This window comes from Streptomyces mesophilus, assembly GCF_040300965.1.
GTDB lineage: Bacteria > Actinomycetota > Actinomycetes > Streptomycetales > Streptomycetaceae > Streptomyces > Streptomyces mesophilus_A.
The window spans coordinates 27120-52511 of the sequence record NZ_JBEPEW010000002.1 but is presented as its reverse complement, the minus strand read 5'-3'; the positions used below and the strand labels follow the sequence as shown (position 1 = coordinate 52511).

Annotated in this window: 27 protein-coding genes; 7 read left to right on the top strand and 20 right to left on the bottom strand. The window is 70.1% G+C overall.

Translation table 11 applies throughout. The annotated features are described in order from the left end of the window. Position 1 precedes the first annotated feature (1 nt). The 3 genes from kynU to ABT367_RS01050 form a co-directional block, all read right to left on the bottom strand. The gene (kynU, locus tag ABT367_RS01060; RefSeq protein ID WP_434975369.1) at positions 2-1216 is read right to left on the bottom strand and encodes a kynureninase; all 1215 of its coding nucleotides are present in this window, start codon (positions 1214-1216) and stop codon (positions 2-4) included. Positions 1217-1238: 22 nt separating this feature from the next. Further along, the gene (locus tag ABT367_RS01055; protein WP_352248213.1) at positions 1239-2096 is read right to left on the bottom strand and encodes a tryptophan 2,3-dioxygenase family protein; all 858 of its coding nucleotides are present in this window, start codon (positions 2094-2096) and stop codon (positions 1239-1241) included. Between the two features lie 126 nt (positions 2097-2222). Further along, positions 2223-3611 carry a hypothetical protein gene (locus tag ABT367_RS01050; protein ID WP_352248211.1) on the bottom strand — a complete coding sequence of 463 codons (1389 nt, stop codon included), beginning with the start codon at positions 3609-3611 and terminating at the stop codon, positions 2223-2225. Positions 3612-3667: 56 nt separating this feature from the next. Here ABT367_RS01050 and ABT367_RS01045 point away from each other — a divergent pair, with 56 nt between their 5' ends. After that, entirely contained in the window at positions 3668-4081 is a 414-nt protein-coding gene (locus tag ABT367_RS01045; RefSeq protein WP_352248209.1) for a DUF3151 domain-containing protein, read from the top strand. A gap of 221 nt (positions 4082-4302) precedes the next feature. Here ABT367_RS01045 and ABT367_RS01040 read toward each other — a convergent pair whose 3' ends face one another. The 8 genes from ABT367_RS01040 to ABT367_RS01005 form a co-directional block, all read right to left on the bottom strand. After that, the gene (locus ABT367_RS01040; RefSeq protein ID WP_352248207.1) at positions 4303-5439 is read right to left on the bottom strand and encodes a MalY/PatB family protein; all 1137 of its coding nucleotides are present in this window, start codon (positions 5437-5439) and stop codon (positions 4303-4305) included. Then, on the bottom strand, positions 5436-7025 hold the full coding sequence (gene malX, locus ABT367_RS01035; RefSeq protein WP_352248205.1) for a maltose/glucose-specific PTS transporter subunit IIBC: 1590 nt from the start codon (positions 7023-7025) through the stop codon (positions 5436-5438). The genes ABT367_RS01040 and malX overlap by 4 nt, the downstream gene beginning before the upstream one ends. A gap of 169 nt (positions 7026-7194) precedes the next feature. Next, positions 7195-8217, bottom strand: a complete 1023-nt coding sequence (fbaA, locus tag ABT367_RS01030) for a class II fructose-bisphosphate aldolase (RefSeq protein WP_352248202.1) — start codon at positions 8215-8217, stop codon at positions 7195-7197. A 148-nt stretch (positions 8218-8365) separates the two neighbouring features. Then, a complete protein-coding gene (gene pyrE / locus ABT367_RS01025; RefSeq protein WP_352248200.1) occupies positions 8366-8914 on the bottom strand; it encodes an orotate phosphoribosyltransferase in 549 nt (182 codons plus the stop codon). Positions 8915-8938: 24 nt separating this feature from the next. Beyond that, positions 8939-9736 carry an aldose 1-epimerase gene (locus tag ABT367_RS01020; RefSeq protein ID WP_352248198.1) on the bottom strand — a complete coding sequence of 266 codons (798 nt, stop codon included), beginning with the start codon at positions 9734-9736 and terminating at the stop codon, positions 8939-8941. Positions 9737-9759: 23 nt separating this feature from the next. Further along, the gene (locus ABT367_RS01015) at positions 9760-10725 is read right to left on the bottom strand and encodes an SRPBCC domain-containing protein (protein ID WP_352248196.1); all 966 of its coding nucleotides are present in this window, start codon (positions 10723-10725) and stop codon (positions 9760-9762) included. Between the two features lie 105 nt (positions 10726-10830). After that, positions 10831-12435: a polyamine aminopropyltransferase gene (locus tag ABT367_RS01010; protein WP_352248194.1), complete on the bottom strand. Its 1605-nt coding sequence runs from the start codon at positions 12433-12435 to the stop codon at positions 10831-10833. Positions 12436-12548: 113 nt separating this feature from the next. Next, positions 12549-13076: a DUF2617 family protein gene (locus tag ABT367_RS01005; RefSeq protein WP_352248192.1), complete on the bottom strand. Its 528-nt coding sequence runs from the start codon at positions 13074-13076 to the stop codon at positions 12549-12551. An 853-nt stretch (positions 13077-13929) separates the two neighbouring features. On the opposite strand from ABT367_RS01005, the gene ABT367_RS01000 reads away from it, so the two are divergent. Then, complete coding sequence (locus ABT367_RS01000) at positions 13930-14253, top strand: S24/S26 family peptidase (RefSeq protein ID WP_352248190.1); 324 nt, start codon at positions 13930-13932, stop codon at positions 14251-14253. Positions 14254-14311: 58 nt separating this feature from the next. On the opposite strand, the gene ABT367_RS00995 is transcribed toward ABT367_RS01000, so the two are convergent. After that, a complete protein-coding gene (locus tag ABT367_RS00995; RefSeq protein WP_352248188.1) occupies positions 14312-14713 on the bottom strand; it encodes a VOC family protein in 402 nt (133 codons plus the stop codon). Between the two features lie 189 nt (positions 14714-14902). Beyond that, positions 14903-15112 carry a hypothetical protein gene (locus tag ABT367_RS00990; protein ID WP_352248186.1) on the bottom strand — a complete coding sequence of 70 codons (210 nt, stop codon included), beginning with the start codon at positions 15110-15112 and terminating at the stop codon, positions 14903-14905. A 144-nt stretch (positions 15113-15256) separates the two neighbouring features. On the opposite strand from ABT367_RS00990, the gene ABT367_RS00985 reads away from it, so the two are divergent. Together ABT367_RS00985 and ABT367_RS00980 are read left to right on the top strand one after the other, a co-directional pair. After that, the gene (locus ABT367_RS00985) at positions 15257-16441 is read left to right on the top strand and encodes a pyridoxal phosphate-dependent aminotransferase (protein WP_352248185.1); all 1185 of its coding nucleotides are present in this window, start codon (positions 15257-15259) and stop codon (positions 16439-16441) included. 64 nt (positions 16442-16505) lie between these two features. Beyond that, positions 16506-17729: a glycosyltransferase family 39 protein gene (locus ABT367_RS00980; protein ID WP_434975368.1), complete on the top strand. Its 1224-nt coding sequence runs from the start codon at positions 16506-16508 to the stop codon at positions 17727-17729. Between the two features lie 3 nt (positions 17730-17732). Here ABT367_RS00980 and ABT367_RS00975 read toward each other — a convergent pair whose 3' ends face one another. From ABT367_RS00975 to clpB, 4 genes are all read right to left on the bottom strand, one after another. Next, the gene (locus ABT367_RS00975) at positions 17733-18275 is read right to left on the bottom strand and encodes a YbjN domain-containing protein (protein WP_352248183.1); all 543 of its coding nucleotides are present in this window, start codon (positions 18273-18275) and stop codon (positions 17733-17735) included. 134 nt (positions 18276-18409) lie between these two features. Then, positions 18410-18730, bottom strand: coding sequence for a type II toxin-antitoxin system PemK/MazF family toxin (locus ABT367_RS00970; RefSeq protein WP_352248182.1), 321 nt, complete (start codon positions 18728-18730; stop codon positions 18410-18412). Next, the gene (locus tag ABT367_RS00965) at positions 18727-18951 is read right to left on the bottom strand and encodes a hypothetical protein (RefSeq protein WP_352248180.1); all 225 of its coding nucleotides are present in this window, start codon (positions 18949-18951) and stop codon (positions 18727-18729) included. Before ABT367_RS00965 ends, ABT367_RS00970 begins: the two co-directional genes overlap by 4 nt. Positions 18952-18975: 24 nt before the next feature. Then, positions 18976-21561 (bottom strand): ATP-dependent chaperone ClpB, encoded by a 2586-nt coding sequence (gene clpB / locus ABT367_RS00960; protein ID WP_352248178.1) that lies wholly within the window; start codon positions 21559-21561, stop codon positions 18976-18978. A 215-nt stretch (positions 21562-21776) separates the two neighbouring features. Between clpB and ABT367_RS00955 the strand changes: the two genes are divergently transcribed. Both ABT367_RS00955 and ABT367_RS00950 read left to right on the top strand, forming a co-directional pair. Next, the gene (locus ABT367_RS00955; RefSeq protein ID WP_352248175.1) at positions 21777-22181 is read left to right on the top strand and encodes a pyridoxamine 5'-phosphate oxidase family protein; all 405 of its coding nucleotides are present in this window, start codon (positions 21777-21779) and stop codon (positions 22179-22181) included. A 41-nt stretch (positions 22182-22222) separates the two neighbouring features. Continuing rightward, on the top strand, positions 22223-22774 hold the full coding sequence (locus tag ABT367_RS00950) for an O-methyltransferase (protein ID WP_352248173.1): 552 nt from the start codon (positions 22223-22225) through the stop codon (positions 22772-22774). Between the two features lie 182 nt (positions 22775-22956). Here the strand turns inward: ABT367_RS00950 and ABT367_RS00945 are convergent, their stop codons facing one another. Together ABT367_RS00945 and ABT367_RS00940 are read right to left on the bottom strand one after the other, a co-directional pair. Continuing rightward, positions 22957-23280 (bottom strand): (2Fe-2S)-binding protein, encoded by a 324-nt coding sequence (locus tag ABT367_RS00945; protein WP_165331752.1) that lies wholly within the window; start codon positions 23278-23280, stop codon positions 22957-22959. Next, entirely contained in the window at positions 23277-23486 is a 210-nt protein-coding gene (locus tag ABT367_RS00940; protein ID WP_352248171.1) for a hypothetical protein, read from the bottom strand. Before ABT367_RS00940 ends, ABT367_RS00945 begins: the two co-directional genes overlap by 4 nt. Positions 23487-23616: 130 nt before the next feature. Here ABT367_RS00940 and ABT367_RS00935 point away from each other — a divergent pair, with 130 nt between their 5' ends. Further along, positions 23617-24618 (top strand): helix-turn-helix transcriptional regulator, encoded by a 1002-nt coding sequence (locus ABT367_RS00935; RefSeq protein WP_352248169.1) that lies wholly within the window; start codon positions 23617-23619, stop codon positions 24616-24618. Here the strand turns inward: ABT367_RS00935 and ABT367_RS00930 are convergent. Continuing rightward, positions 24615-25244 carry a helix-turn-helix transcriptional regulator gene (locus ABT367_RS00930; protein WP_352248167.1) on the bottom strand — a complete coding sequence of 210 codons (630 nt, stop codon included), beginning with the start codon at positions 25242-25244 and terminating at the stop codon, positions 24615-24617. The genes ABT367_RS00935 and ABT367_RS00930 overlap by 4 nt on opposite strands. Positions 25245-25392: the final 148 nt, after the last annotated feature.

Below are 25392 nucleotides of genomic sequence, written 5' to 3'. Positions count from 1 at the left end.
ACTAAAGGACCTCGGCAAGCACCCGGGCCGCGCGCTCCACATCGGCGAAGCCCAGATAGAGCGGTGTGAAGCCGAAGCGCAGGACGTCGGGGGCGCGGAAGTCGCCGACGACGCCCCGGGCGATCAGCGCGGCCATGACCTCGGAGGCGTCCTCGCACCGGAGCGCGACCTGGCTGCCCCGGGCGTCATGATCGAGCGGCGTCAGGACCGACACCCGCCCCTCGGGGACGTATGCCGCGACGCACTCCAGGAAGAAGTCCGTCAGGGCAAGGGACTTGGCGCGGACCGCCTCGACCGACACCCCGTCCCACACACCCAGTGCCGCCTCGAGCGCCGCCATGGACAAGATGTCCGGCGTACCGACCCGGCCGCGGCGCGCACCGTCCACGGGCACGAACTCCGGCCGCATCCCGAAGGGTTCGACGTGCGAGTTCCAGCCGGGAAGCGGCGAGTCGAAGGCCGCCTGGTGGCGCTCGGCCACGTACAGGTAGGCGGGCGAACCCGGGCCGCCGTTCAGGAACTTGTACGTGCAGCCGACAGCCAGGTCGACCCCGTGGGCGTCGAGCCCCACCGGCAGCGCACCCGCGCTGTGGCACAGGTCCCAGACCACCAGGGCGCCCGCCGCCTGTACGGCGGCGGTCAGACCGGGCAGATCGTGCAGCCGCCCGGACCGGTAGTCCACGTGGTTGATGAGCACGGCCGCCGTACGGGGACCGACCGCGCCGGCCAGCGAGTCCAGCGGGACCGGCCGCACCGTGCACCCGGTCAGCCGGGCCGCCGACGTGGCGATGTACCCGTCCGTGGGGAAGGTCCCCTCGTCGACGAGGATCTCGTCGCGCCCCTCGCCGGCCAGGCGCACCGCGCCGACAACCGCCTTGAACACGTTGACACTTGTGGAGTCGCCGACCACGATCTGCCCGGCGGCCGCCCCGACGAGCGGCGCGATCAGATCGCCGATCCGCTCGGGCGCCTCCCACCAGCCGGACTCGGTCCAGGACCGGATCCGCAGCTCGCCCCACTCACGTGCGACGACATCCGCGACATGCGCGGGGACGGCGGCCGGCAACGCGCCGAGCGAGTTGCCGTCCAAGTACACGCCCGCGGCGTCAGCCGCATGATCGGACACAGTGTCGAGCACGAACTGCTCGCGTATCTTGCCCAGTTCGTCGGCGGCGTCGAGCTCGGCGGCCCGTATCGCGAGAGCAGACCCGGACATTGCAGATTCGGACCCGGCAGACTCAGACATAGGACCGCGCCGTCCACAGCTCGGGGAAGACGTTCTTGCGCGCCCGCTTCTCCAGCCACGCCACACCGGCCGAACCGCCGGTCCCGGTCTTCGAGCCCATCGCGCGCCGCGTCGCCACCAGGTGATCGTTGCGCCAGCGCCACACCAGCTCGCCGACATCGGTCAACGCCTCGCCGAGGCGCACCAGTTCACCGTCCTGGTCGCCCTGGTACACCTCGGCCCATACCCGCTCGACCTCGGCCGAAGGCTCGTAACGCTGGGACAGGTCGCGGTCGAGGACGGACTGCGGGACCGCGTATCCGCGGCGGGAGAGCAGCCGGAGCACCTCGTCGTAGAGCGAGGGCTCGTGCAGCGCCTTCTCCAGCTCCCGGTGGACGCGCGGCGCACCCCGGTGCGGCACCAGCATCGAGGCGGACTTGTCGCCGAGCAGGAACTCCATCCGCCGGTACATCGCCGACTGGAAGCCGGAGCCCTCGCCGAGCGCGGCGCGGTAGGAGTTGAACTGGGCGGGGGTCAGGCCGGCGAGCGGCGTCCAGGACGCGTTGAGCGCTTCGAGCTCGCGTACGGAACGCTTCAGGGCGTCCTTCGCGACGGTGAGATCGTCCTCGCGCAGGGCGCGGGCCGCGGTCTCCCACTCGTGCACGATCACCGTGAACCAGAGTTCCATGACCTGCGTGGTCACCAGGAAGACCATTTCCCCGGGATCGTCCGAGAGGGTCTTCTGCAGGTGGGTGAGGACATCGGCCTGGACGTAGTCCTCGTACGGCGTGGTGCCGGCGAAGTCGAGATGCGGGGTCTCCGGGGTCTCCGGGCTCTGGACGGTTCCCGTATCTGCGGTCTCGTGGGACATCACTGTCTCCTCGGTACTTCGGGTAGCGGTCCGCCCCTGCCGATGCCGGCACGGGGGCCCCGGTCCCCACCCGCATCCTCCGCAATCCTCCCCCGTATCGGCAAGACCTGCCTGGTCACAGGCCCCTCACGGGCCCTTGGGCCCCGGCCTGACCAGGACCGACCAGCCCGTGTTGTACGTATCCGGCACGGGGTGCCGCTCCCAGCCGCGGGCCCAGCGGGGCGGTGCGCGGTGGACGAGGACCAGGGCGTCGGGGATGCCGGTCCGCCGCGGCACACAGCCCGAGGTGTACGCGACGGGCTGGAGCATCGCGTTGCCGCCGATCGTGCAGGGGGCTTCGAGGCCCTGGGCCCTGAGTACCCGCGCCACCCGCTCCCAGTCGCCGCGCGCCCCCGCCTGAATGCTCCCGTGCCGGTCGACGAGCAGAAACTGGCCGGTCAGATGCGCCACGAGCACGCCGACCGCGAGCACGGTCCGGGCGCGGGAGCCGCGCACTGCTTCCCGTACGGCCGGCAGACCCAGCGCGGCGGGCAGGGCGAGCAGGGCGTAGGCGGGGAAGAGGAAGCGGGGCGCCGCGTACGGGACGAGGAAGAAGTACGGGGCCGCCGAGCAGGCGGCGGTGGCGAGGACGAGCGCCATGGCGCGCCGGGGCCCGGCATCGACAGGACCGGGACCGGCCCTCGTGGCATGCCGGGCCCCGATGACGGCCAGCGGGATCAGGAGCAGCCAGATCATGACGCCCGGCGGACTCGGTGAGTCTCCGTCGCACGGGCGGCACAGGAGCCGGCCGTCGAGCGCCGAGACATGGGCGGGGACCGAGAACACCGGGCGCAGACCGCCCTGGATCTCGCCGGCCGCGTCAAGGCGTGCGCCCAGGCCGCCGAAGCGCAGTTCGGCCTCCACCACCCAGGGCACCAGACCCGCCGCCACACCCCCGGCGACCGCGAGAGCCGCCCGGCGCCGACGCCACAACAGCGCCGCGGCGCACAGCGGAAGGGCCACCCACACCCCGTCGTTGGGCCGCATCAGCGTCGCCGTCGCGAGGCCGATGACGAGACCCGGGTACGAGACGGGGCGCCGCACCAAGGAGCCGGCGGCCGCGACCGCTCCCATCGCCGTGTAGTGGTTGGGCATCGCGTGGCCCACGTAGAAGAGCACCGACCAGACGCTGGTGTAGCAGGCCGCGGCCAGGACCACGGCCCGCGGACGCAGGGCCGTGCGCAGCCACGGCAGGAAGCCCAGGTACAGGGCCACGGCCCAGAGCAGCATCAGCCAAAGCCGCAGCAGCACGACCGAGTCCGACCACAGGGCGACCGGGGCGATGAGCAGCGGGACGCCCCGGGTGCGCGGTGCGCTGAAGTCGACGTCGAGGCCGTTGCCGAACGGGGAGTAGCGGGTGGCGTAGACGAGTTCGTCCCAGCCGAGTGGCAGCGCCCAGGGCAGCAGCAGGGCCGAGGTCAGCACTCCCGCCAGGGCGACGGCGGCGAGCCGGATGCGCGGACGTCGGGTCGACACGGGACCTCCCCTACCGAGGAAACCACTCGTTCGGCGCGGGTGGCAGACTGGCGGCCATGGAGACGCACAAGAACCTGCTCGGCGGTCCCGCCCCCACTCAGCTGCCGGAGAACGAAGCGGCACGGGCCATGGTCGGCACGTCCACCCCGGCCCAGATCGCGGCCGCGCACCCGACGTACTCGCTGGCCTGGGCGCTGCTCGCCGAGGACGCGTTCGCGGGCGGCCGGGTGATCGAGTCGTACGCCTATGCCCGCACCGGCTACCACCGCGGCCTCGACGCCCTGCGCCGCTCCGGCTGGAAGGGCCACGGCCCGGTGCCGTGGAGCCACGAGGCCAACCAGGGTTTCCTGCGCTGCCTGGCCGCACTCGCCCGCGCCGCCGGCGAGATCGGTGAGAAGGAGGAGCACGAGCGCTGCTGGCAGTTCCTGCGCGACAGCAGCGACGAGGCGTATGAGCAGCTCAAGGGCTGAACTTTACGAGCAGCTCAAGGGCTGAGCTTTACGAGCAGCTCAAGGGCTGAGCCTGTCGGGGGCCGGGCGCCGTCCGGCCCCCTCCACGGGCGGTGTGCGCCCGGCGTTGTCAGTGCGGGCCGATAGCCTCAAAGGGGCTCGGCCCCCGGGAGGGCGGGGACTGTCCAGCCACCCCCTCCCCGGGAGGGCGGGGACTGTCCAACCACCCCCGCCGAGTTTGCTCACAAGCGCGAGACCGCCCGCACCAGCGCGTCCGTGCCCGCCTCGGCCTTGGCGCGCGGACAGCCCACGTTGAGGCGGACGAAGCCCGGTGCGCCATAGGCGCCGCCCGGCATGATCGCGACCTTTTCGCCCTCGATCAGCTCGCGCTGCAGGGGCTCATCGGTCTTGATGCCGAGCGGGCGCAGATCGATCCAGGCCAGGTAACCGGCTTGCGGAGGCTGCCAGTTCAGGCCGGCCGCCTCGAGGCGTTCCGCGACCATCTCCAGATTGCCCGCCACGTACGCCCGCAGCGCGTCGAGCCAGCCCTCGCCCTCGCGATAGGCGGCGATATGACCGACGAGGGACAGGACCGCCGGCGACGACAGGCCGTCCGCGTCCTTGAGCCTGCGCAGATACGCGCCGTGTGACTCGGGGTCGCCGATGATGCCGTAACTCCCGGTCAGGGCCGGGATGTTGAAGGACTTGGACGCGGAGGTGACGACGGCCCACCGTCCGGCCCCGAACCCGGCCCATGTGGTGAACTCCCGGTGCGCCAGGTCCGCGTGGATCTCGTCGCTGATCACCGCGACCCCGTGCCGCGCGCACAGCCCGGCCATGCGCGTCAGCTCGTCCTCGGTCCACACCCGCCCGGTCGGGTTGTGCGGCGAGCAGAGCAGCAGCACGGAGGTGTCGGGCAGCGCGAGCAGCCGCTCGAACTCCGCCCAGTCGTCGAGCCCGCAGCCCCGCAACTGTCGCCCGTGCGCCTCGATCAGGCGCGGGAAGGCGTCGTACGCGGGGGTGTGCACGACCACGCCGTCCCCTGGCTTCGACCACAGGTCGATCAGCACCCCGGCCTGGTAGAGCACCGAGGGCGCGTAGGCGATCGACTCGGGGTCGACGACGGTCGCGTACCGCTTGCCGAACCAGTCGACGACCGCGGACAGGAAGTCGGAGTGCCGCCACCGCGAGTACCCGAGCACCCCGTGCTCGAGTCGCCCGCGCAGGGCGGTGAGCACCTCGGGCGCCGTCTCGAAGTCCATGTCGGAGATGGTGAACGGGAGCAGCCCGGGGACGCCGAACCGGTCCTCCACGTAGTCCCACTGCGTGCACCAGGTGCCGTGCCGGTCGACGAAGCGGTCGAAGTCGTACGAGGTCATCGAGGTCCCCCCACCGTGCTCAGCCCGGCGATCGCGTCCTTCACCGACTGCACCTGCGGGCCGATGATCACCTGCACGTTGTGCACGTCGAGCTTCACCACACCGACCGCGCCGAGCTTCTTGAGCCGTGCCTCGTCGACGAGTTCGGCGTCCTCGACGGTCATCCGGAGGCGGGTGATGCAGTTGTCGAGGGACGTGATGTTGGCGTGGCCGCCGATCGCGGCGAGGATCGCGACCGGGTCGTACTTGCCGGCGACGAGCTCGCCCTTGGGCGCTTCGACGGGCTCGTCCTCCTCCGCGGACGGCTCCTCCCGGCCGGGCGTCTTCAGGTTGAACCGGGTGATCGCCCAGCGGAAGAGGAAGTAGTAGCCGGCGAACCAGATCGCGGCGATGACCGGGACCAAGTACCACTTGGTGGTCGTGCCTTGCAGGACACCGAAGACGAGCCAGTCGATGACGTTGCCGTCGGTGTTGCCGATGAAGATGCCGAGCACGGCGGCCACCAGGAAGCCGAGGCCGACCAGGACCGCGTGGATCAGGTAGAGCCAGGGCGCGATGAACAGGAAGAGGAATTCCAGGGGTTCGGTGATACCGCCGACCACACAGGCGACGACACCGGAGATGAGCAGCGCCTTGATCTCGGGCCGCATCTTCTTGTTCGCGCAGTGGTACATCGCGAGAGCGGCGCCGGGGAGGCCGCCGAGGTAGACGGCCATCTTGCCCTGAGCGAGGAAGCCGGTCGCCGTGTGGGCGGCGTCCGACGGGCTGGCGCAGTTGAGCTGGGCGTAGAAGAGATTCAGCGCACCGCTGACATCGTTGCCACAGACCATGCCGGAGCCGCCGACGTCGGTGAAGCGGAACATCGCCACGAGGATGTGGTGCAGGCCGATCGGGCGGAGCAGCACCTCGCCCATGCCGAAGAAGAAGGGTCCGAAGACGCCGGCGTGCCCGATTCCCTTGCCAAGCGCGGTGATCCCGCTGTTCACGGTCGGCCAGATCAGCGGGATCAGCAGACCGAGAACGCTCAGCGCGAGCGCGGAGACGATCGGCACGAAGCGCAGACCGCCGAAGAAGGCGAGCGCGTCCGGCATGCGCTTGGTGCGGTACCGGTTGTGCAGCACCGCGACGATGATGCCGACCGCCACACCACCGAGCAGGCCGGTGTCCATTGACTCGATACCGAGGACCCTGGCGTAACCGGAGCCCCTCTGCTCGACCTTGGCCGCCAGATCCACACCACGGGTCGTGAGGTAGAAGTTGGTCGCCAGGTGCATGGCCGCGAAGCCCACAAAGCCCGAGAAGGCGGCGACCCCCTTGTCCTCGCGCGCAAGACCCAGCGCGATGGCCATCGCAAACAGCACGGGCAGGAACGTGAAGGCGACCCCGCCCGTGTTGGCCATCCACGTGAAGACCACATGGAACACCTCAGCCTTGAGGAACGGTATTTGTTCCCCGACCCGCTCACTGGACAGCGAAGAGCCGACGCCCAGCATGATGCCGCAGAACGCGAGCAGCGCCACAGGGAGCATGAATGTCTTGCCCAGGCCCTGGAGGAACTCCCAGAGCGCGGCCTTGGTCTTCTTCATACGGCCCATCCTGCATCAGGAGGTATAGACCACATAAGTGACCTGCGGCCGCGTCTCACATGCCGAAAGGCCCGGATTCCGACGAGGAACCCGGGCCTTCGCAACACCCTTTGCGCAAAGGGTTGTTCGAGCTTGACGCCCTCGGCTGCCAGAGCCGGGGCGCTACGGCTTACTTGATCTTGGTGCCCGCCGAGCGCAGCGCCTTCGCGGCCTCGACGACGCGCGCGGCCATACCGGCCTCGGCCGCCTTGCCCCACGTACGGGGGTCGTAGAGGGACTTGGTGCCGACCTCGCCGTCGACCTTCAGGACGCCGTCGTAGTTCTTGAACATGTGGTCCACGACCGGACGCGAGAACGCGTACTGCATGTCGGTGTCGAGGTTCTGCTTCACGACGCCGTACTCGAGCGCGGTGTGGATCTCCTCGAGCGTGGAGCCCGAGCCGCCGTGGAAGACGAAGTCGAACGGGGACTGCTTGCCGAACTTCGCGCCCACGCCGTCCTGCAGCTCCTTGAGCAGCTCGGGCTTGAGGACGACGTTGCCCGGCTTGTAGACGCCGTGCACGTTGCCGAACGAGGCGGCGAGCAGGTAGCGGCCCTTCTCGCCCAGGCCGAGGGCCTCGGCGGTGCGGATCGCGTCGTCGACCGTGGTGTAGAGGTTGTCGTTGATCTCGTGCGAGACGCCGTCCTCCTCGCCACCGGTCGGGGTGATCTCGACCTCGAGGATGATCTTCGCGGCGGCGGCCTTCGCGAGCAGCTCCTGGCCGATGGCCAGGTTGTCGGCGAGGGTCTCGGCCGAGCCGTCCCACATGTGCGACTGGAACAGCGGGTTCTCACCCTTGGCCACGCGCTCGGCGGAGATGTCGAGCAGCGGGCGGACGTAGGTGTCCAGCTTGCCCTTGGGGCAGTGGTCGGTGTGCAGCGCGATGGTGATGTCGTACTTCTTGGCGACGACATGCGCGAACTCGGCGAGCGCGACGGCGCCCGTGACCATGTCCTTGTTGTGCTGGCCGCCCAGGAACTCGGCGCCGCCGGTGGACATCTGGATGATGCCGTCGCTCTCCGCCTCCGCGAGGCCGCGCAGGGCAGCGTGCAGCGTCTGGGACGAGGTCACGTTGATGGCCGGGTAGGCGAACTTGCCTGCCTTCGCCCGGTCGAGCATCTCGTTGTAGACCTCGGGGGTTGCGATGGGCATCTGTCCGCTCCTTGGAAGTACGAGAGGTAACTGAGGGTCACCGAGGGGATGACGTCATCGTCGCCCCCATCTTTCCAGACTTGAGGGATTGCTCCAGTCCACGGGGAAACGTGAAACGGGGGACCAAGGTCCCCCGTTTCGCCCGCGGCTAGGCGAGCCCGAGCTCGTCCTTGCCGAACGCGAAGAGGTACGGCACCCCGGCGCCGTCCTGGATCTTCTCGGCCGCACCCGTGGCACGGTCCACGATCGTGGCGACACCGACGACCTCGGCGCCTGCCTCACGTACCGCCTGCACGGCCTCCAGCGGGGAGCCGCCGGTGGTGGAGGTGTCCTCGACGACCAGGACACGGCGGCCCTTGATGTCCGGGCCCTCGACGCGGCGCTGCAGACCGTGCGCCTTGGCGGCCTTGCGCACGACGAACGCGTCAAGGCGCTCGCCCCGGGCGGCGGCGGCGTGCAGCATCGCGCCGGCCACGGGGTCGGCGCCCATCGTCAGACCGCCGACGGCGTCGAAGTCGAGGTCCTTGGTGAGGTCCAGGAGCACCTGGCCGACCAGCGGGGCGGCCTCGCCGTCGAGGGTGATCCGGCGCAGGTCGACGTAGTAGTCGGCCTCGATCCCGGAGGAGAGGGTCACCTTGCCGTGCACGACGGCCTTGTCCTTGATCTGCTGCAGCAGAGCCGCGCGTACGTCACTCATGGGGCCAGCGTATCCGGGGGCCGGTCAGAGCCTGCGCCAGCTCCAGGTCGTCGAGGCCTCGAGCGGATCGATCGGCGTGACCAGGCGCGGGTGGGTGTTCAGACCGTTGGGCGGGCCCGTCTGGGGCTCGACGCAGACGCCCTCCTGCTGGTGGTCGAAGATCACGACCCACTGCTCGCGGCTCTGCACACGCAGCTCGAGCTCATCGGCCCAGGTCACCGTGACATCCACGCCGTCCGGCATCCCGAAGCAGTCGTCCCAGGGGCTCGGCCGCGGATCGATGCGCTTGCCGGTGGGCAGATAGTTCTCGCCGCGCTCCTCCTGCCAGGCCGCGTCGAAGTCGATCCGCGCCTCGGCGCCGCCCTCGCGCAGGTGGCGCTTGAACCACGGGTGCCAGCCGATCTGCGCCGGGAAGGAATCCCCGTACGTCTCGATCCCCATCGTGATCGTGACGCTGTCCTCGGACAGGTCGAAGAGCTGCGTGACGCGCCCGTTCCAGGGCCAGGGCTCGGTCAGGTCGTACGTGAAGGCCGCTTCGTTCGCCGTCGAGCGCGCCAGACGCCAGGCCGCGTCGCGCACGGTGCCGTGGATGGCGTGCGGCGGATCGGTGATCGGCAGCTGGTAGCTCTCGCCGCCGCTCAGGAACCGCCCGTTGTCGGTGCGCCCGCACCAGGGCACCATCGGGAAGGAGCCGTAGTGGTCGCCCTGCCGCAGCACCTCGGTGCCGTCGATCCGCAGCGAGCCGATCCGGCAGCCGTTCCCGCCCTGGACGGTGAGCTCCGTGCCGCCCGCGACCAGCCTGATGTCGTCCTTAGTCGTCACGCCTCGACCCTAGTACTCCCGTGTCAGCGGCGGCGGCGCAGTACCCGGCCCACGACGATGGCCGAGGCCACGATCAGCGCGGCGGCGGGTGCGGCCCAGCGCAGGGTGTCGGACGCGGAGCTGCTGTCGGGTGCGGGCGTCGGGGCGTAACGGCCGCGCGGCGGGGCGTGGTCGACCTCTTCGGCGCTGCGGCCGATCATCGTGCGGCGTGCGTGCGCGGCCTCGCTCGGCGCCTCCCCGAACACCTCGTCCACCTCCTCGGCAAGGGCTGCCTCGTCGTAGGGGGCGTCGAGGGACGGGGGCGGGACCTCGGTCTCGAAGACGGAGGCGGGGGTGTCGGACTCGGCGGCCGGGGGTTCGTCCGCGGGCGCTTCGGCGGCCGGGGGTTCGTCCGCGGGCGCTTCGGCGGCCGGGGATTCGTCTGCCGGTGCTTCGGCGGCCGGGGCCGCATCAGCCGGGGCCTCATCGGCCGGCGCGTCGATGGCGGGGTCGATGCCGGGGGCCTCCGTGGGCTCGGCATCGGGAGCGATCACGGGCTCGGTCTCCACCGCCTCCGGGGCGCGGGAAGCCTGGGCCACCTCGCCGAGCCGCTCGGCGAACCGGGTCAGCAGCCGTCGCGCCGCCGAGTCCACCGCGGCGTCGTCCGCCTCCGCGGCCCGGCCCTCGGCCTTGGCCCCGCCACTGAACGCCAGCGTCGTGCCGCCCTCGGCCGCCACGAGCCGCAGCTTCAGGGCGAGTTGTACGGATCCCGAGCCGCGCACCTCGGCCGCCTGGCCCTCGAGCGCGTACGAGCCACCGCGTCTGACGACCTTCGCCGAGCCGCGATAGGTGATGGTGTGGCCGCCGATCCGCACCTTGAGGCGGCCTTCGAGCGGCTCACCGTCCGCCGCGCGTTGGAGGCCGGGGACGCTCCGGGCGACTTGTCCGGGGTCCCCCAGCGCGCGCCGCAGTTCGGCTTCGGGCACTGGTACGAACACCTCGAGCTCCATGCCTCGCGAGCCTACCCGGGTGGTTCGCGCGGGGGCAGTGGTTCTGGGCGTTCGGGGGCACTCCGGCCCCTCGGCCACCCCAGCCGGACCCGCACCCCGCTCCCCCTAGAACCGCGGATGCACCAACGTCGACGGCCCCACCGCGACCCGCGTCCGCTCCACCGCCCGAGCTCCCGCCCGCAGCACCCCCTCGCTCAGGGACCGGTACCGGTACGAGGGGTCGAGGCCGAGCCCCGGCCGCGAACGCCCCGCAAGCACGAACCCCCAGTCCCGCGGCGCCGGAGCCGCCGCCCCCCGGTCGGGCCCGGCCGCGAAACCCGCGAGCCGGCCACCCGCGCTGTACGGCACGGTCGCAAGGCCGGCCGCCCGCACACTCGCGTCCACCGTCCAGAACGCCCTCGGCCGCGTACTCGCCGACCCCGCGTGCACCGCGAACCGGCCGCCCGGCGCAAGCGCCTGACCGGCGAGCCCGAAGAACTCCTGCGAGTAGAGCTTCGTGGAGGCCGTGATCCCCGGATCCGGCAGATCGGAGATCACCACGTCGTACGCGCCCCGCGCGGCCCCGCGCAGCCACTGGAACGCGTCCGCGTGCACCACCCGCACCCTCGGATCGTCGAACGCCTTCCGGTTCAGCGCGGCAAGCGCCGGATCACGGCGCGCCAACTCCACGACGGCCGCGTCCAGTTCGACCACGTCGACGCGCCGCACTCCGGGATGCCGAAGCACCTCCCGTAACGCCAGACCGTCCCCGCCCCCGAGGACGAGCACGCGCCCGTGCCGGCCCGCCATCGCCGGCTGGACCAGCGCCTCGTGGTAGCGGTGCTCGTCGCGTCCGCTGACCCGCAGCCGGCCGTCGAGGAAGAGGTTCAGCGGTCCCGCGGGCGGTCCGGTGAGGACGACTTCTTGTACGTCGGTCTGGACGGCGACGCGGACGTCGGCCCCGTACACCGCACGCCGCGCGGCCCGTTCGAAGTCGTCGACGAGGACGGCCGCTGCGGCGAGCAGCGCGAGCACGGTGACATTGACGAACAGCAGCAGCCGGCGGCTGCGGCGGGTCAGATCGCGCCGGAACAGCCAGAGCACCAGCGCGCCGCCCGCGACCGCGTTCACCGCGCCGGTGAGCAGCGCCCCTGTCAACTGCCCGAACAGCGGCAGCAGGAGGAAGGGAAAGGCCAGCCCCCCGACGAGGGCGCCCACATAGTCCGCCGCGAACAGATCCGCGACCGCACCGCCCGCGTCCTGGCGGCGGATGCGCTGGATCAGGGTCATCAGCAAGGGGACTTCGGCGCCGATCAGGATCCCGATGGCCAGGGAGAACGTCACCAGCAGGGCGCGCGCCTCACCGCCCCAGACGAAACCCGCGTACAGGGCCATCGCACTGCAGCCGCCGACCAGCGCGAGCAGGGCCTCGACCATGCCGAAACCGGCCGCGGCCCGGCAGCGCAGCCGTTTCGCGGCGAGCGAGCCGATGCCCATGGCGAAGACCATCACGGACAGGACGACGGAGGCCTGGGTGACGGAGTCCCCGATCAAGTACGAACCGAGGGCCACCAGTTCGAGCTCGTACACGAGTCCGCAGGCCGCGCAGATGAAGACGCCCAGGAGCACCAGGAACCGGCCGGTGCGCGCGGACACCGGGAGCCGGGCGTCGACGGCGGCCTCCCGGGGTGGCGGAACACCGGGTGGCGCGGGCAGGGGCGGTTCGATCACGTTGCGAACGCTACGTCACGAAGGGTGGACAGCCTGTCACCCACACGGCTTAACTCGGCGCCCTGAGGGTTGAGTTGCCCGTCCGGGCTCTCGGACCGTGCCGATCCGGCCGCTCAGACGACCGCCGGCTGCCGCACTCCGACCGTGGTACGGGTCGCGACCAGCTGGCCTTCCTGGGGATATGCGTGCCAGGTGCGCCAGTGCACCTGCGCGGGGTTGTCCGGGTGCCGCTGCACGAGCATCGCGGTGAACGCATGCGGGCTGCCGGGGAAGACGCCCGCGAGGCCGTTGGGATGGTCGGCGACCAGCGCGAGCAGTTCCTGCGCGCGCCCGGCGAACGAGCCGCGCGTGAGCGTCTCGACGCGCGCGGCGAACTCGTACTCCCAGTCCCCCACCCGTTTGGCGACCCCCAGCGGCAGCGGGGTGCTGCTGCCCGGCATGCACGCGACGGTCTCCGAACAGGTGCCCTCCTCCTGATCGAGGAGCACCTGATGCGAGGCACCGAGCAGGCGCAACTGCACTTTGGCGTCCGCCAGTTCGAGATCGAGGACCGCGAGCGCCGGCAACGGCTCGCGGCCGAGCGCCCAGGCGAGGTCGGCCGCGCGCGTGTCGGTGTAGGTGGTCTCAAGGGTCGTGAGCATGGGTCGGCTCCGCAAACACGCAGTGGGAAGTGGGGGGACCTGACACATGGGCTGGCACATCAGCTGGCTCGAGCGGTCCGTGGCTGCGTCAATCAGGTGAAGGGAATCATGAAGGGGAGCGCCGCCACAGCGTTTTTACCCAACTTCGTGGGGTTTCCATCCCCCCGAGGGCCCCACAGTTCAACTGTTCTCCACAGTTCAACAAGAAGGTGCCCGGCAGGAGTTCCCTTCCGCCGGGCACCTTCTTGTGGCGACTATGCCGGATGCATTCCCCCTGGCAGATGCCACCTTCGGACCGGCTGCCCCGTGTCAGCCGCCTCCGCCGTGGCAGTTGGGGGTGTCCGCGGGCCCCCGTCGCTCGCGGACCTCCCCGAAGGCCGGGTCAGCTGCCTCCTCCGCCGCATCCACCGCCACCGCCGCACGACGACCCTCCGCCGCACGACGAGCTGCCCCCGCAACCCCCGCCCGAGCTGCCGCTCCCGCCTCCGCCGCCGGCCCAGCCGCTGCGCCGGCGCTTCTTCGGCCCGCTGTGCGACTGGCTGCCGAGGCTGGAGCCCACCACCACCAGAACGACGAACACGATGCCCAACACGATGACGATCCCCACGGAGACCACCCCCGTCTCTCTGTCCCCCGAAGCGGTGCCCGCTTCTCATGTGCGAGGGAAATGCCCGCACGCACACCACGCCAAAGCGGAGTTGAGCAACTTCAGAGGTTTCCCGTTATGCGAAAACCCCTGACGTGCGGCTCTGTGCGGAGGCGTAAATCACTGGGGTGCTGCAGGAGAATCTGCCACGCTCATCGGATGGGTGCATTGGACGCAGTGGCAGGCAGGGTCGCCGGTGGAGCCACAGTGACCTTCCGGCCCAGCGGTTCCTCGATGATCCCGCTGATACGCAGTCGCCAGGAAGTGGTCGTCGCGCCGGTGAATCCGTCGAAGCTGGAGGTCGGCGACATCGTGCTCGCCCGGGTCGCGGGGACGGTCTACCTGCATCTGGTGTCGTCGGTGGACGCCGCCAGGAAGCGGGTGCAGATCAGCAACAACCGTGGCCACATCAACGGATGGACCGGCCACGACCGTGTCTTCGGCATCTGCGTATCCGTCGACGGCGTCACCCGGCCAGGAGCCGCAGGCAAGGCCTCCACCGCCAACTCCAAGGACTCCTCCGGAACATGACCTTCGGGGGGACGCCGGCCGCTTCCGGGGAGCGGGCACACCTGCGCCACGACGGTTCTCAAGACCGCATACGGGGTCGCCCCTGTGGAGAGCCCGTCACTTTGGCCGGCGGAACGAATACGCAGAACTCGTTGCCTTCCGGATCGGCAACGACGATCCAGCGGAAGCCGTGTTCGCTCTGCTCTTGAGAGATCCTCTGGGCGCCGAGCCGCCCAAGACGCTCGACCTCGGTGTCCAGATCCTCGGTACCGAAGTCGAGGTCAAGGTGCATCCGGTTCTTGCCCGCCTTGGATTCCGGCACCTGCTGCAGGAGAAGCGTGGGCGCGGAAGCCGGGCCGACCAAACTCAGATAGGGCGGCCCGTCGAAGCCGCGCCGGTAGTCCAGCGGGGCGAGCGCCGCAAGCCAGAACCCCGCCTGCGCTTCGATGTCCACACAGTCCAGCGTCACGACGATCTGCATGCCGAAACGCTAGAAGACTCCACCCGCCTTGACGATCGGATTTCGCCCGCCCTGATTTCGCCCCCGGGCCGTCTCTGAGCTGTGAGACGACGCTCAACGCCCGCGGTCTCGGCCATGCCGGCACATTCCCACACACCACTGACACGAAGGGTCACGACCTCATGCGGCGACCCCTTCCAGCCGCAAGGCTCACGAGTAGAAGTTGGCCCAGTACTGCTCGTGGCTCACGGAGAAGTCGGTCGGCCGTTCGAGGCGTAGTGCCTGGTAGCGGGACACATATGCGTCGAGGGCCTCGTGCAGCGAGCAGCCGAGGTGGTCCCGGATCGCCTTGATGCCCAGGAGGATCCGGCCCGCAACAATCTCATCGTCCGCGATACCGATGACTCCCCCAGCGCTCATGCTGCGATCAAAGCGGAGGCTGACAGCCGGCTCAACTCGATATGCCCCACACCCTGGGCCGCCCTCCCGGGCCGTGGAGGAGTGCTCGACGATGACCGGCCGGACACGCAGCCCGCTTGAGCGACACCCCCGCCGCAGCGCAGGATGGCCGCCATGACCGCTGCCGCAGCCCGCCCGCTTCTCAATGTCCATCTCGCCGAATTCGGCACCACGATCTTCGCCGAGATGTCCGCGCTCGCCGTCAGGACCGGGGCGATCAACCTCGGCCAGGGCTTCCCGGACACCGACGGCCCCGAGGCCGTGCGGGAGGCGGCGGTGCGGGCGCTCAGGGACGGGCGCGGCAACCAGTACCCGCCGGGTCCCGGCGTGCCCGAGCTGCGCCACGCGATCGCGGTGCATCAGCAGACGCGGTACGGGCTTTCGTACGACCCGGACCGCGAAGTGCTCGTCACGGCCGGGGCGACCGAGGCGATCGCCGCCTCGCTGCTCGCCCTGGTGGCGCCCGGGGACGAGGTGGTGGCCCTGGAGCCGTACTACGACTCGTATGCCGCGTGCATCGCGATGGCCGGCGGCAAGCGCGTCCCGGTCACCCTGCGCCCCGACGAGAGCGGCTTCCACCTGGACCTGGACGAGCTGCGGGCCGCCGTCACCGACCGCACCCGCCTGATCCTGCTCAACACCCCGCACAACCCCACCGGCACGGTCCTGACCCGCGCCGAGCTCACCGCGATCGCCGAACTCGCCGTCGAGCGCGACCTCCTGGTGATCACGGACGAGGTCTACGAGCATCTGGTCTTCGACGGCGAGCACATCCCGCTGGCCTCGCTGCCGGGGATGCGCGAGCGCACGGTCACCATCTCGTCCTCGGGCAAGAGCCTCTCGTTCACCGGCTGGAAGGTCGGCTGGATCACCGCCACGCCCGAGCTGGTCACGGCGGTCCGTACGGCCAAGCAGTTCCTCACGTACGTGGCCTCCGGCCCCTTCCAGTACGCGATCGCCGAAGGCCTCGCCCTGCCCGCCGCGTACTTCGAGGGCCTGCGCGACGAACTGCGCGCCAAGCGCGACCTGCTCGCGGCCGGTCTGGAGGACGTGGGCTTCAAGGTCTACCGCCCGGCCGGCACGTACTTCATCACCACCGACATCACCCCGCTCGGCGCCCGCGACGGCGTGGAGTTCTGCCTCGCGCTGCCCGAGCGCGCGGGCGTCGTCGCGATCCCGACCTCGGTGTTCTACGACGACAAGGAGGCCGGGCGCTCGCTGGTGCGCTTCGCCTTCTGCAAGAAGACCGAGGTCCTCGAAGAGGCCGTACAGCGGCTGAAGTCCTGGTAACGGATTGGGGGCCGTCCGGGCGCGTGCAGGCGAATAATCGGGACAAACGGCGCATCGTACGCATGTGACTCAGACCCTCGCCTGGCCGCAGCTCAGCGGCCGAGTCGCGCGCCTGCCCGCGCCGGTCGTCGCGCTCGGGGCGTTCGCCGCCGCGCGGTGCGCCGGTGTCGCCGTGCTCGCGGCGGTCGCCCGGCGCACCGGACAGGACACGTTCGCGCTGCTCGGCGCCTCGTGGGACGCCCGCTGGTACACCGGCATCGCGGCCCACGGCTACGGCCGCACCCTGCACTTCGGCCCGGACGTCGTCCACAGCGACCTGGCCTTCTTCCCGCTGTATCCGGGCCTGATCCGCGCGGCCGCCACCGTGCTCCCCGTGAGCACCCCCGCGGCCGGCATCCTCGTGGCCTGGCTCGCCGCCGCGCTCGCGGCCTGGGGGATCTACGCGATCGGCGCGCACCTGTACGACCGGCGCACCGCCACGCTCCTGGTGGTCCTGTGGGGTCTGCTGCCGCACTCGGTCGTGCTGTCGATGGCGTACACCGAACCGGTGCTCACGGCCTGCGCGGCCTGGTCCCTGTACGCGCTCCTGACCGGCCGGTGGGTGTGGGCCGGCGCCCTGGCCTCGCTCGCCGGGCTTTCCCGGCCCAACGGGTTCGCGGTCGCCGCGGCGGTGATCCTGGCGGCGGCCTTCGAGGTCGTACGAGGACGAGGATGGGGACGGGGACGGGGGCGGGGACGGGGATGGGGACGGGGACGGCAGGGACGGGGTCGGGCGCAGAGGCGTCCGCGCCTCTGGCTCGGCGCGCTGCTCGCGCCCACCGGCTGGTGCGCCTACGTGCTCTGGGTCGGCCGGCGCGAGGGCGACCTGCTCGGCGGGTACTTCGGGGTGCAGGACGGCTGGGGTTCGCGCTTCGACCTCGGGCTCGCGTCCCTGCGGTTCACGCGGCACATGCTGGTCGACGGGGAGCGCTTCGTGTTCCCGATGACGCTGGTGATCGTGGCCGCCGGCGTGCTGCTCTTCGCGCTGCTCGTCGCGGACCGGGCGCCGCTCGCGCTCATCGCGTACAGCGGGGTGCTGCTGCTGATCGTGGTGGGCGGCTCGGGATTCTTCGAGTCCAAGGCCCGTTTCCTGCTGCCCGCGTTCCCGCTCCTGATCCCGCTCGCCCGCGCCCTGGCCCGTACGGCGAAAGCCCGGCCCTGGCACGCGACCGTGGTGATCGCGGCCCTGGCCGGGCTCTCGATGGGCTATGGGGCGTATCTCGTGGCCGTGGCCAAGACGCCGCTCTGAGCGCTACGCGTCGTCTTCGGGCTTCTCCGCCGAGTCGACTTCCTCGACCAGGCCGAGGTGCTCGACCAACCAGCGGTCGAACTCGATCGCGGCGCGCACCCAGCTGACCGTGGACGACACGAAGTGCTCGAGGAGCACGCCGGTGCCGATCAGGGTCTGGGCCTCACCGATGAGGCGGAGGGTGGCGGTGCCGTCCTCGTCCTCGTGGGTGTGGCTGTAGACCTTGGGCCACAGGGTGCGGCGGTTCCAGTCGTCGATCGCGTCGAGGATCTGGGTCTTGGACTCGATGGGGTGCGGACGGTCGTAGAACGTACGCACGGAGAAGACGGCCTGGTCGCCTTCGCCGCGGAACATGAAGTACGTACGGAACTCCTCCCACGGCGCGACGAGGTCACCCTCTTCGTCCACGCCGTGCTTGAGCTCCATCTGGTCCAGAAGCTGCTTGACGAGGTCCTGGTCCGGGACGACGGCGCCCGCCGGTCCTTGGCCCTGCTGCTGCTTGGGCTGGCCCCCGAAGTTCGGAATCGAGGACGGGTCGATGCTCACCGTGTATTTCCCTTCGTACGGATTGGCCCATCCTCTCCCATGCCGGGCGGGGCTTGTAAAGGCCCGCCCCGGGCGGGTCCGGGGGTTCCGCTGCGGGCGGACGCGGTGAGCTGGGTACGGACCGGCGGGTCGGCTCAGAACAGCCTGAGCTTCAGCATCAGGGCGCGGTCGAGATCCGCGAGCTCGTGCCCTTCGAGCCCGCCCGTGAAGTCGCCGAGCCGAGCGGGCGCGACGGTGTGGATCTGGTCGGTCAGGATGCGCGTGGTCTTGCCGTCCAGTTCGATCTCGGGCCGGTAGACCGCGTGGCCCGCACTTGTCGAAGTGAGGGCCACGGTGATCGTGCTCGTCGCGAAGCGGTCGGACTGGATGACGACCGCGTAACGCGGGCCCTGTTGCTCGTGGCCCTGCGTGCCAGGCAGGGCCTTGAGCTCGTAAACCGCCCCCCGGAAGATCACTCGGTGACCCCCATGAACCGTTGGATCGCGAGCATCTCCGCCTGATCGTCCGGATCAGCCGCCAGCCGTTCGGCGTCCGCCTTGGCCCGCGCGAGCAGCTTCTCCTTGTACGTACGCAGCAGCGCGTAACGCACGGCCTCGGTACGCGAGCCGTACTCCTCGGCAAGTTCCCTTATGGCTGTCTCCATGGCCTCGTCCGTACGGACGTTGAGCGTTCCCATGGAGACAGCGTATCGCAAAACGTATTACGTCGCCGGGCCCACCAGTAGGCCGTCACCCGCGAGGTCCACCCGCACCGTGTCCCCGTCCTTGACCTCGCCCGCGAGGATCTCCTTCGCGAGCCGGTCGCCGATCGCGGTCTGGATGAGGCGGCGCAGCGGGCGCGCGCCGTACGCCGGGTCGTTGCCCTCGTCGGCCAGCCACGCGAGCGCGGCGGGCGTGACGTCGAGCGTGAGCTGCCGCTCGGCCAGGCGCTTGGCGAGGCGGCCGATCTGCAGCTCGGCGATGTGCGCGAGCTCGTCCTTGGTCAGGGCCGAGAAGACCACGAGATCGTCGAGCCGGTTCAGGAACTCCGGCTTGAAGGACGACCGTACGACCTCCAGGACCTGCTGCTTCTTCTCCTCCTCGGACGTCAGCGGCTCGACCAGATACTGGCTGCCGAGGTTCGAGGTGAGCACCAGGATCGTGTTGCGGAAGTCGACTGTGCGGCCCTGCCCGTCGGTCAGGCGCCCGTCGTCGAGCACCTGGAGCAGGACGTCGAAGACCTCCGGATGCGCCTTCTCGACCTCGTCGAGCAGCACGACGGAGTACGGACGCCGGCGTACCGCTTCCGTCAGCTGTCCGCCCTCCTCGTATCCGACGTAGCCGGGAGGCGCACCCACGAGCCGGGCGACGCTGTGCTTCTCGCCGTACTCCGACATGTCGATACGGACCATCGCCCGCTCGTCGTCGAAGAGGAAGTCCGCAAGCGCCTTCGCCAGCTCGGTCTTGCCCACACCGGTCGGACCGAGGAACAGGAACGATCCGGTGGGTCGGTCGGGGTCGGCGATTCCGGCGCGGGTGCGGCGTACGGCGTCGGAGACCGCCTGTACGGCCTCGCTCTGGCCGATCAGCCGCTTGCCCAGCTCCTGCTCCATGCGCAGGAGCTTCTGCGTCTCGCCTTCGAGGAGGCGGCCCGCCGGGATGCCGGTCCAGGAGCCGACCACGTCCGCGATGTCGTCGGGGCCGACCTCCTCCTTGACCATCGTGTCCTTGGTGACCTCCTGCTCGGCCTCGGAGGCCTCGGCCAACTCCCGCTCCAGGGTGGGGATCTCGCCGTACAGGAGCTTGGAGGCGGTGTCGAAGTCGCCGTCGCGCTGGGCGCGTTCGGCCTGGCCGCGCAGGGCGTCCAGCTTCTCCTTGAGCTCACCGACGCGGTTGAGGGAGGTCTTCTCCTTCTCCCAGCGCGCGGTCAGGCCGCGCAGCTCCTCCTCCTTGTCGGCGAGGTCGCGGCGCAGCTTCTCGAGGCGCTGCTGGGATGCGGGGTCCGTCTCCTTGTCGAGCGCGAGCTCCTCCATCCGCAACCGGTCGACGGCGCGCTGGAGTTCGTCGATCTCCACGGGCGAGGAGTCGATCTCCATACGGAGCCGGGACGCGGCCTCGTCGACGAGGTCGATGGCCTTGTCGGGCAGGAAGCGCGAGGTGATGTAGCGGTCGGAGAGCGTGGCCGCGGCCACGAGTGCGGCGTCCGCGATGACGACCTTGTGGTGGGCCTCGTAACGGCCCTTGAGTCCGCGCAGGATCGCGATGGTGTCCTCGACGGACGGCTCGGCGACCAGGACCTGCTGGAAACGGCGCTCCAGGGCGGGGTCCTTCTCGATGCGCTCGCGGTACTCGTCGAGGGTGGTCGCGCCGACCATGCGCAGCTCACCGCGGGCGAGCATGGGCTTGAGCATGTTGCCCGCGTCCATGGCGGAGTCGCCGCCGGCGCCCGCGCCGACGACGGTGTGCAGCTCGTCGATGAACGTGATGATCTGCCCGTCGCTCTCCTTGATCTCGGAGAGCACGGTCTTGAGCCGCTCCTCGAACTCACCGCGGTACTTGGCGCCCGCGACCATCGCGCCGAGGTCGAGGGAGACCAGGCGCTTGTCCCTGAGACTCTCGGGGACGTCGCCCTTCACGATGCGCTGGGCCAGGCCCTCGACGACGGCGGTCTTGCCGACGCCGGGCTCACCGATGAGCACGGGGTTGTTCTTGGTACGGCGGCTCAGGACCTGCACCACGCGTCGGATCTCCTGGTCACGGCCGATGACCGGGTCGAGCTTGCCCTCGCGCGCGGCGGCGGTGAAGTCGGTCCCGAACTTCTCCAGTGCCTTGTACGAGCCTTCGGGATCAGCTGTGGTCACGCGACGCGCACCCCTCGTCTTCTGAAAAGCGTCGAGCAGGCGCTTGGCGGTGGCGCCCTCCTTGGACAGTACGGCCCCGGCCTGGCCGCCCTTCTCGGCGATCCCGATCAGCAGGTGCTCGGTCGACAGGTACTCGTCGTCCAGCTCCTTGGCCTGTTTCGCGGCCTCCGCGACCACGGCGAGCATGTCGCGGTTGGGCTGCGGCGGCGAGACCGTCGAACCGGTCACGCTGGGCAGGGCGCTGAGCGCGCGCTCGGCTCCGGTCCGTACGGCGACCTGGTCGGCGTCGACGGCCGCGAGCAGGTCGGTGATGTTCTCGTTGTCCTGACCCTCGAGGAGTGCGAGCAGCAAGTGCGCGGGGGTCAGATCGGGGTGCCCGGCGGACACGGCGCGGCTGGTGGCCGCATTGATCGCGTCCCGGCTCCTGTTGGTCAGCTCGGCGTCCACGTGTGGTGTTCCTCCTGGTGCGTCTGGTCTCTGTCTCGGGGTCGGACTCTGACTCATCCAACGTACACAAAGTTGAGTCTATTCCGCTCAAGGTGGGGGCGGAAGCCCGGGTAGGGCCCGGGCGAGGCCCGCTGGAGCGCGCTGAGCCCGTCACAGGGCACCCGGAGGGCACCCGGAGGTCGGCGGGTCATGCCCATGCCTTAAGTTCCCGATTCATGGCCATCGATCCGCACAACCCCGACGCCGCCTATCTCAGCTTCTGGCGCGAGCGGCACATGTGCACCCTGACGACGCTGCGCCCCGACGGCACCCCGCACGTGGTGCCGGTCGGCGTGACGTACGACCCTGACGCCGGGGTCGCCCGCGTGATCACCAACAAGTCCAGCGCCAAGGTCGGGAACATCCTCGCGGCGGGCCCGGCCGGGGCGCGGGTGGCGCTGTGCCAGGTGGACGGCGGCCGCTGGGCCACGCTGGAGGGCATCGCGTACATCCGTACCGACGCGGAGCGGATAGCGGACGCGGTCCAGCGGTACGCGGAGCGCTACACGCGGATGCCGGCACCGAACCCGGACCGGGTGCTGATCGAGGTGGCGCTGTCCCGGGCGATGGGGCGGGCCTGACGGTGGGGGCGCGCCCGGGGCCGGCGCCGAAGGTCCGCCCCGTGCCGGAGCGCGTGGCGGCGGCGGAGCGTTTCGCGGCGGCGTCCGGCTTCGCGAAGAGCTGCACCCGCGAGGTCGGCCGCCTGCTCGCTTCGGCCGCCGCGGCGAAGCCGCAGGGGGTCCTCGCCGAGAGCGGCACGGGCGCGGGCGTGGGTACGGCGTGGCTGCACAGCGGTCTCGGCGCGCAGGCGCGCCTGGTCACGGTGGAGCGCGAGACGGCCCTGGCCGTCCACGCACGCGATGCCTTCGCGGACGACCCGAACGTGACGGTGCTCGCCGGTGACTGGCGCCTGCTCGGCCCGCACGCCCCGTTCGACGTCTTCTTCTGCGACGGCGGCGGCAAACGGGACGACCCCGGCCTTGTCGTCGACCTTCTGGCCCCCGGCGGCATCCTGATCCTCGACGACTTCACGCCCTGTGCCGACTGGCCGCCGCGCTTCGAGGGCGAGACGGATGAGCTGCGCCTCTTCTACCTGACGCACCCGGCGCTCACCGCGACCGAGGTGCTGACCACTCCGTACGCGTCCACGGTCATCGCCGTACGGCGAGACTGAAGCCGGCCGCGGGCGCGCGAGGCGGAAGCGGAGCGGCACGCGAGGCGCAATCCCGGCGGCACACGGGGCGCAATCCCGGCGGCACGCAAGGCAAAAACACAGCGGCGCCACCGTGTTCAGGTCCACGGTGACGCCGCTGCGGGGGGAAGCGCCTGAGCGATGTTTGACGACGGGGGATCGCGTCAGGCACTGCGGGGGGTGGCGGAAATTGGTTCGGGTTCGACCAGTTGATGGTCGCGCTGATCGAGATTGACGAAGATCATTCCGTAGCGCACCGCACACCGCACGGGCTGCGGCGCGCCACGGGGCCGGCGCAAGCACCGGTAGGCCCGGACGTCGTCGTCCTCGTCGTCGCGCACGACCACCACGGGTTCGCCGAACAGGGTGACCATCAGCGAGTCGCCAGGGCGGGGGATGGCCGTGACGAGATCGATGAAGTGCCAGCCCGAGCGGTAGGCGGTGGCCATTTCGCGTCGGAAGGTTCTGTCGTCCGGAGGGGTGGTCATGCGCGCCCGCTCGGGGAGGCGAAGCCCCACGTCGGCTCACCCGCGAGCACGCTGCCTGCAGGCGCGCTGCCCCACGTCGGTTCGCCGACGGCGGCGTTGCCCGCGGGAGCGCTGCCCCACGTCGGCTCACCATTGGCGACAAGCACACCGAGGGCGGCTGCCGCCGCGATGGCCAGAGCGCTGAGTGCACGAACCATCCTGGTCATGGCCGTTTCTCCACCTCGTTTGATCAAACTCCTTGACTCCTGCGTTTAAGACGATGGCTCAGACAGAACCCTTCCACCAGCAGATACAGGCATCATGTTCCTGTAATTCAGGACCCTGAGGGGGGTGGAAATGACGCTAAAGCGGGACGATTCAGGAAGGCATGGGAGCGAAGAAGAGCCGTGCACCGGTGCCGATCTGTGCACCAATGGCAAAGACCTGTACGCCCAGGCGCTGCGTGCGGGGCGCATCAGGCGATCTGCTGTGCAACATGTGCCATGCCTGCTTCGTCTGGCGCTGTTGCGCCCCGATTCCGAGGACACTGAATGGCTCTGGCCGGTTCCCCCGTCGGTCGCGCTGAACCAGCTGATTCACCCGCTGGAACGGGAGATCCACGAGCGTAGACAGCAAGCCAGCTCCCTCGCCGACGCGTTCGAGCCATTTATGACGATCACCACGCCGGCACCGACGGCAGATCACTCGATCACGGTGCTTGACGGATTCACGGCCATCAACGCCGCACTCGACCGTGCGATGGACGAGTGCACCGAGGAACTGCTCGCCATACAGCCCGGAAGCGGACGTACCCCCGAGGTTCTGGAGGAAGGGCTGCGTCGGGTCGCGCCCCTGATCGAGCGCAAGGTACGCATGCGAACGCTGTACCAGCACACCGCCCGACATCATTCGGCCACCATCGGATACGTCGAGCGCGTGGGGCCGTACGGACTCGAGGTGCGCACGCTCGAGGAGATCGTCGACCGGTTGATCCTGGTGGATCGCAAGGTGGCCTTCGTACCCGCCCGGAGCGACCGCCGGGTGGCCCTCGAGCTGCGCCATGAAGGGCTGGTCAGCTATCTGGTCGGAGTGTTCGAGCAGTTCTGGCTGCTCGGCACCGACTGGTCGGAGGAAGTCCACTACCAGGCCGAACACCACGGCGTCACGGGCGTGCAGCGCTCGATAGCCAAGCTTCTCGTGGAGGGCCACGTAGACGAAGCCATAGCCCGCCGACTCGGCATGAACGTCCGCACCTGCCGGGCCCACATCGCCAAGATCGCCGCTTCCCTCGGCAGCGGCAGCCGGGCTCAACTCGGCTATCTGATCGCGAAGTCAGGAATCCTGGAACAGGACGCTTAGGCCGGCGGCACGTGCAGGCCGGTCTGGGCGATACGGACGCCTAGTTGGGTGCGGGTCGTACAGCCCAGCGTCTCGGAGAGCCGGCCGATGTGGTGCCTGCACGTGCGGACGTTGATGCCGAGCCGCTCCGCGATGACCGCATCGGTATATCCCTCGGCGAGAAGGGCCGCGATGGCGTGTTCGCGGTGACTGACGCCCTCGACGACACTGGTGGAAGGCACGTGCTCGGTGAGCGGAACGGCCCGGTGCCAGAATCTGTCGAACACTCCGACCAGATAGTCGATCAGGGCAGGATGCCTCAACTCCAGCGCTACCGAGCGGTCCGGACTGGCCGGAATGAACGCCACGGCTCGATCGAAGATCAGCAGACGTTCACCCACCTCGTCGAGGGTGCGGACCTCCACCGACTCCTCGAGTTGTTCCAGGTAGGTCTGCAATCCCTGCCCGTGCCGGGCGACATGGGTGTACAGGCTGCGGGTGCGCACCCCTCGCTCCTGCAGGTCCAGCGCCCGCGGCAGCGCCCCGCTCAGCTCCCGCTCCGAACGGATGCCGGACGGCTGCATGGCGCGCAGCTCTGCGGCACAGGCGGCTGTCGCCTCGTCGATGGCGAGGTTGATGCGCGGCATGCCTTCGAGCACTCTGAGTGCCGCACTCGGAGAAGCGTTCACGGCCCTGGGTACGGCAAATCGCTCAGCCACTCCGGCCAGTGCACCCGACCGTCGTCGTATCTCCCCCAGCTCTGACTCGAATTCCCGCAGCAAACGAGCGACTACC

What these genes read in the sequence shown, in the direction of transcription:
- ABT367_RS00995 (WP_352248188.1), bottom strand. Translation starts at nt 14,713, where the DNA reads ATGCAGATCGTCGTGACGCTGGACTGTGTGGACATCGAAGCGCAGGCG.
- ABT367_RS01005 (WP_352248192.1), bottom strand. Translation starts at nt 13,076, where the DNA reads ATGCTCACGACCCTTGAGACCACCTACACCGACACGCGCGCGGCCGAC.
- ABT367_RS00990 (WP_352248186.1), bottom strand. Translation starts at nt 15,112, where the DNA reads ATGAGCGCTGGGGGAGTCATCGGTATCGCGGACGATGAGATTGTTGCG.
- ABT367_RS01045 (WP_352248209.1), top strand. Translation starts at nt 3,668, where the DNA reads ATGGAGACGCACAAGAACCTGCTCGGCGGTCCCGCCCCCACTCAGCTG.
- ABT367_RS00965 (WP_352248180.1), bottom strand. Translation starts at nt 18,951, where the DNA reads ATGGGAACGCTCAACGTCCGTACGGACGAGGCCATGGAGACAGCCATA.
- ABT367_RS00945 (WP_165331752.1), bottom strand. Translation starts at nt 23,280, where the DNA reads ATGACCACCCCTCCGGACGACAGAACCTTCCGACGCGAAATGGCCACC.
- ABT367_RS00935 (WP_352248169.1), top strand. Translation starts at nt 23,617, where the DNA reads ATGACGCTAAAGCGGGACGATTCAGGAAGGCATGGGAGCGAAGAAGAG.
- fbaA (WP_352248202.1), bottom strand. Translation starts at nt 8,217, where the DNA reads ATGCCCATCGCAACCCCCGAGGTCTACAACGAGATGCTCGACCGGGCG.
- ABT367_RS00940 (WP_352248171.1), bottom strand. Translation starts at nt 23,486, where the DNA reads ATGACCAGGATGGTTCGTGCACTCAGCGCTCTGGCCATCGCGGCGGCA.
- pyrE (WP_352248200.1), bottom strand. Translation starts at nt 8,914, where the DNA reads ATGAGTGACGTACGCGCGGCTCTGCTGCAGCAGATCAAGGACAAGGCC.
- ABT367_RS00930 (WP_352248167.1), bottom strand. Translation starts at nt 25,244, where the DNA reads ATGCCGCGCATCAACCTCGCCATCGACGAGGCGACAGCCGCCTGTGCC.
- malX (WP_352248205.1), bottom strand. Translation starts at nt 7,025, where the DNA reads ATGAAGAAGACCAAGGCCGCGCTCTGGGAGTTCCTCCAGGGCCTGGGC.
- ABT367_RS01040 (WP_352248207.1), bottom strand. Translation starts at nt 5,439, where the DNA reads ATGACCTCGTACGACTTCGACCGCTTCGTCGACCGGCACGGCACCTGG.
- ABT367_RS00985 (WP_352248185.1), top strand. Translation starts at nt 15,257, where the DNA reads ATGGCCGCCATGACCGCTGCCGCAGCCCGCCCGCTTCTCAATGTCCAT.
- ABT367_RS01055 (WP_352248213.1), bottom strand. Translation starts at nt 2,096, where the DNA reads ATGTCCCACGAGACCGCAGATACGGGAACCGTCCAGAGCCCGGAGACC.
- kynU (WP_434975369.1), bottom strand. Translation starts at nt 1,216, where the DNA reads ATGTCCGGGTCTGCTCTCGCGATACGGGCCGCCGAGCTCGACGCCGCC.
- ABT367_RS00955 (WP_352248175.1), top strand. Translation starts at nt 21,777, where the DNA reads ATGGCCATCGATCCGCACAACCCCGACGCCGCCTATCTCAGCTTCTGG.
- ABT367_RS01015 (WP_352248196.1), bottom strand. Translation starts at nt 10,725, where the DNA reads ATGGAGCTCGAGGTGTTCGTACCAGTGCCCGAAGCCGAACTGCGGCGC.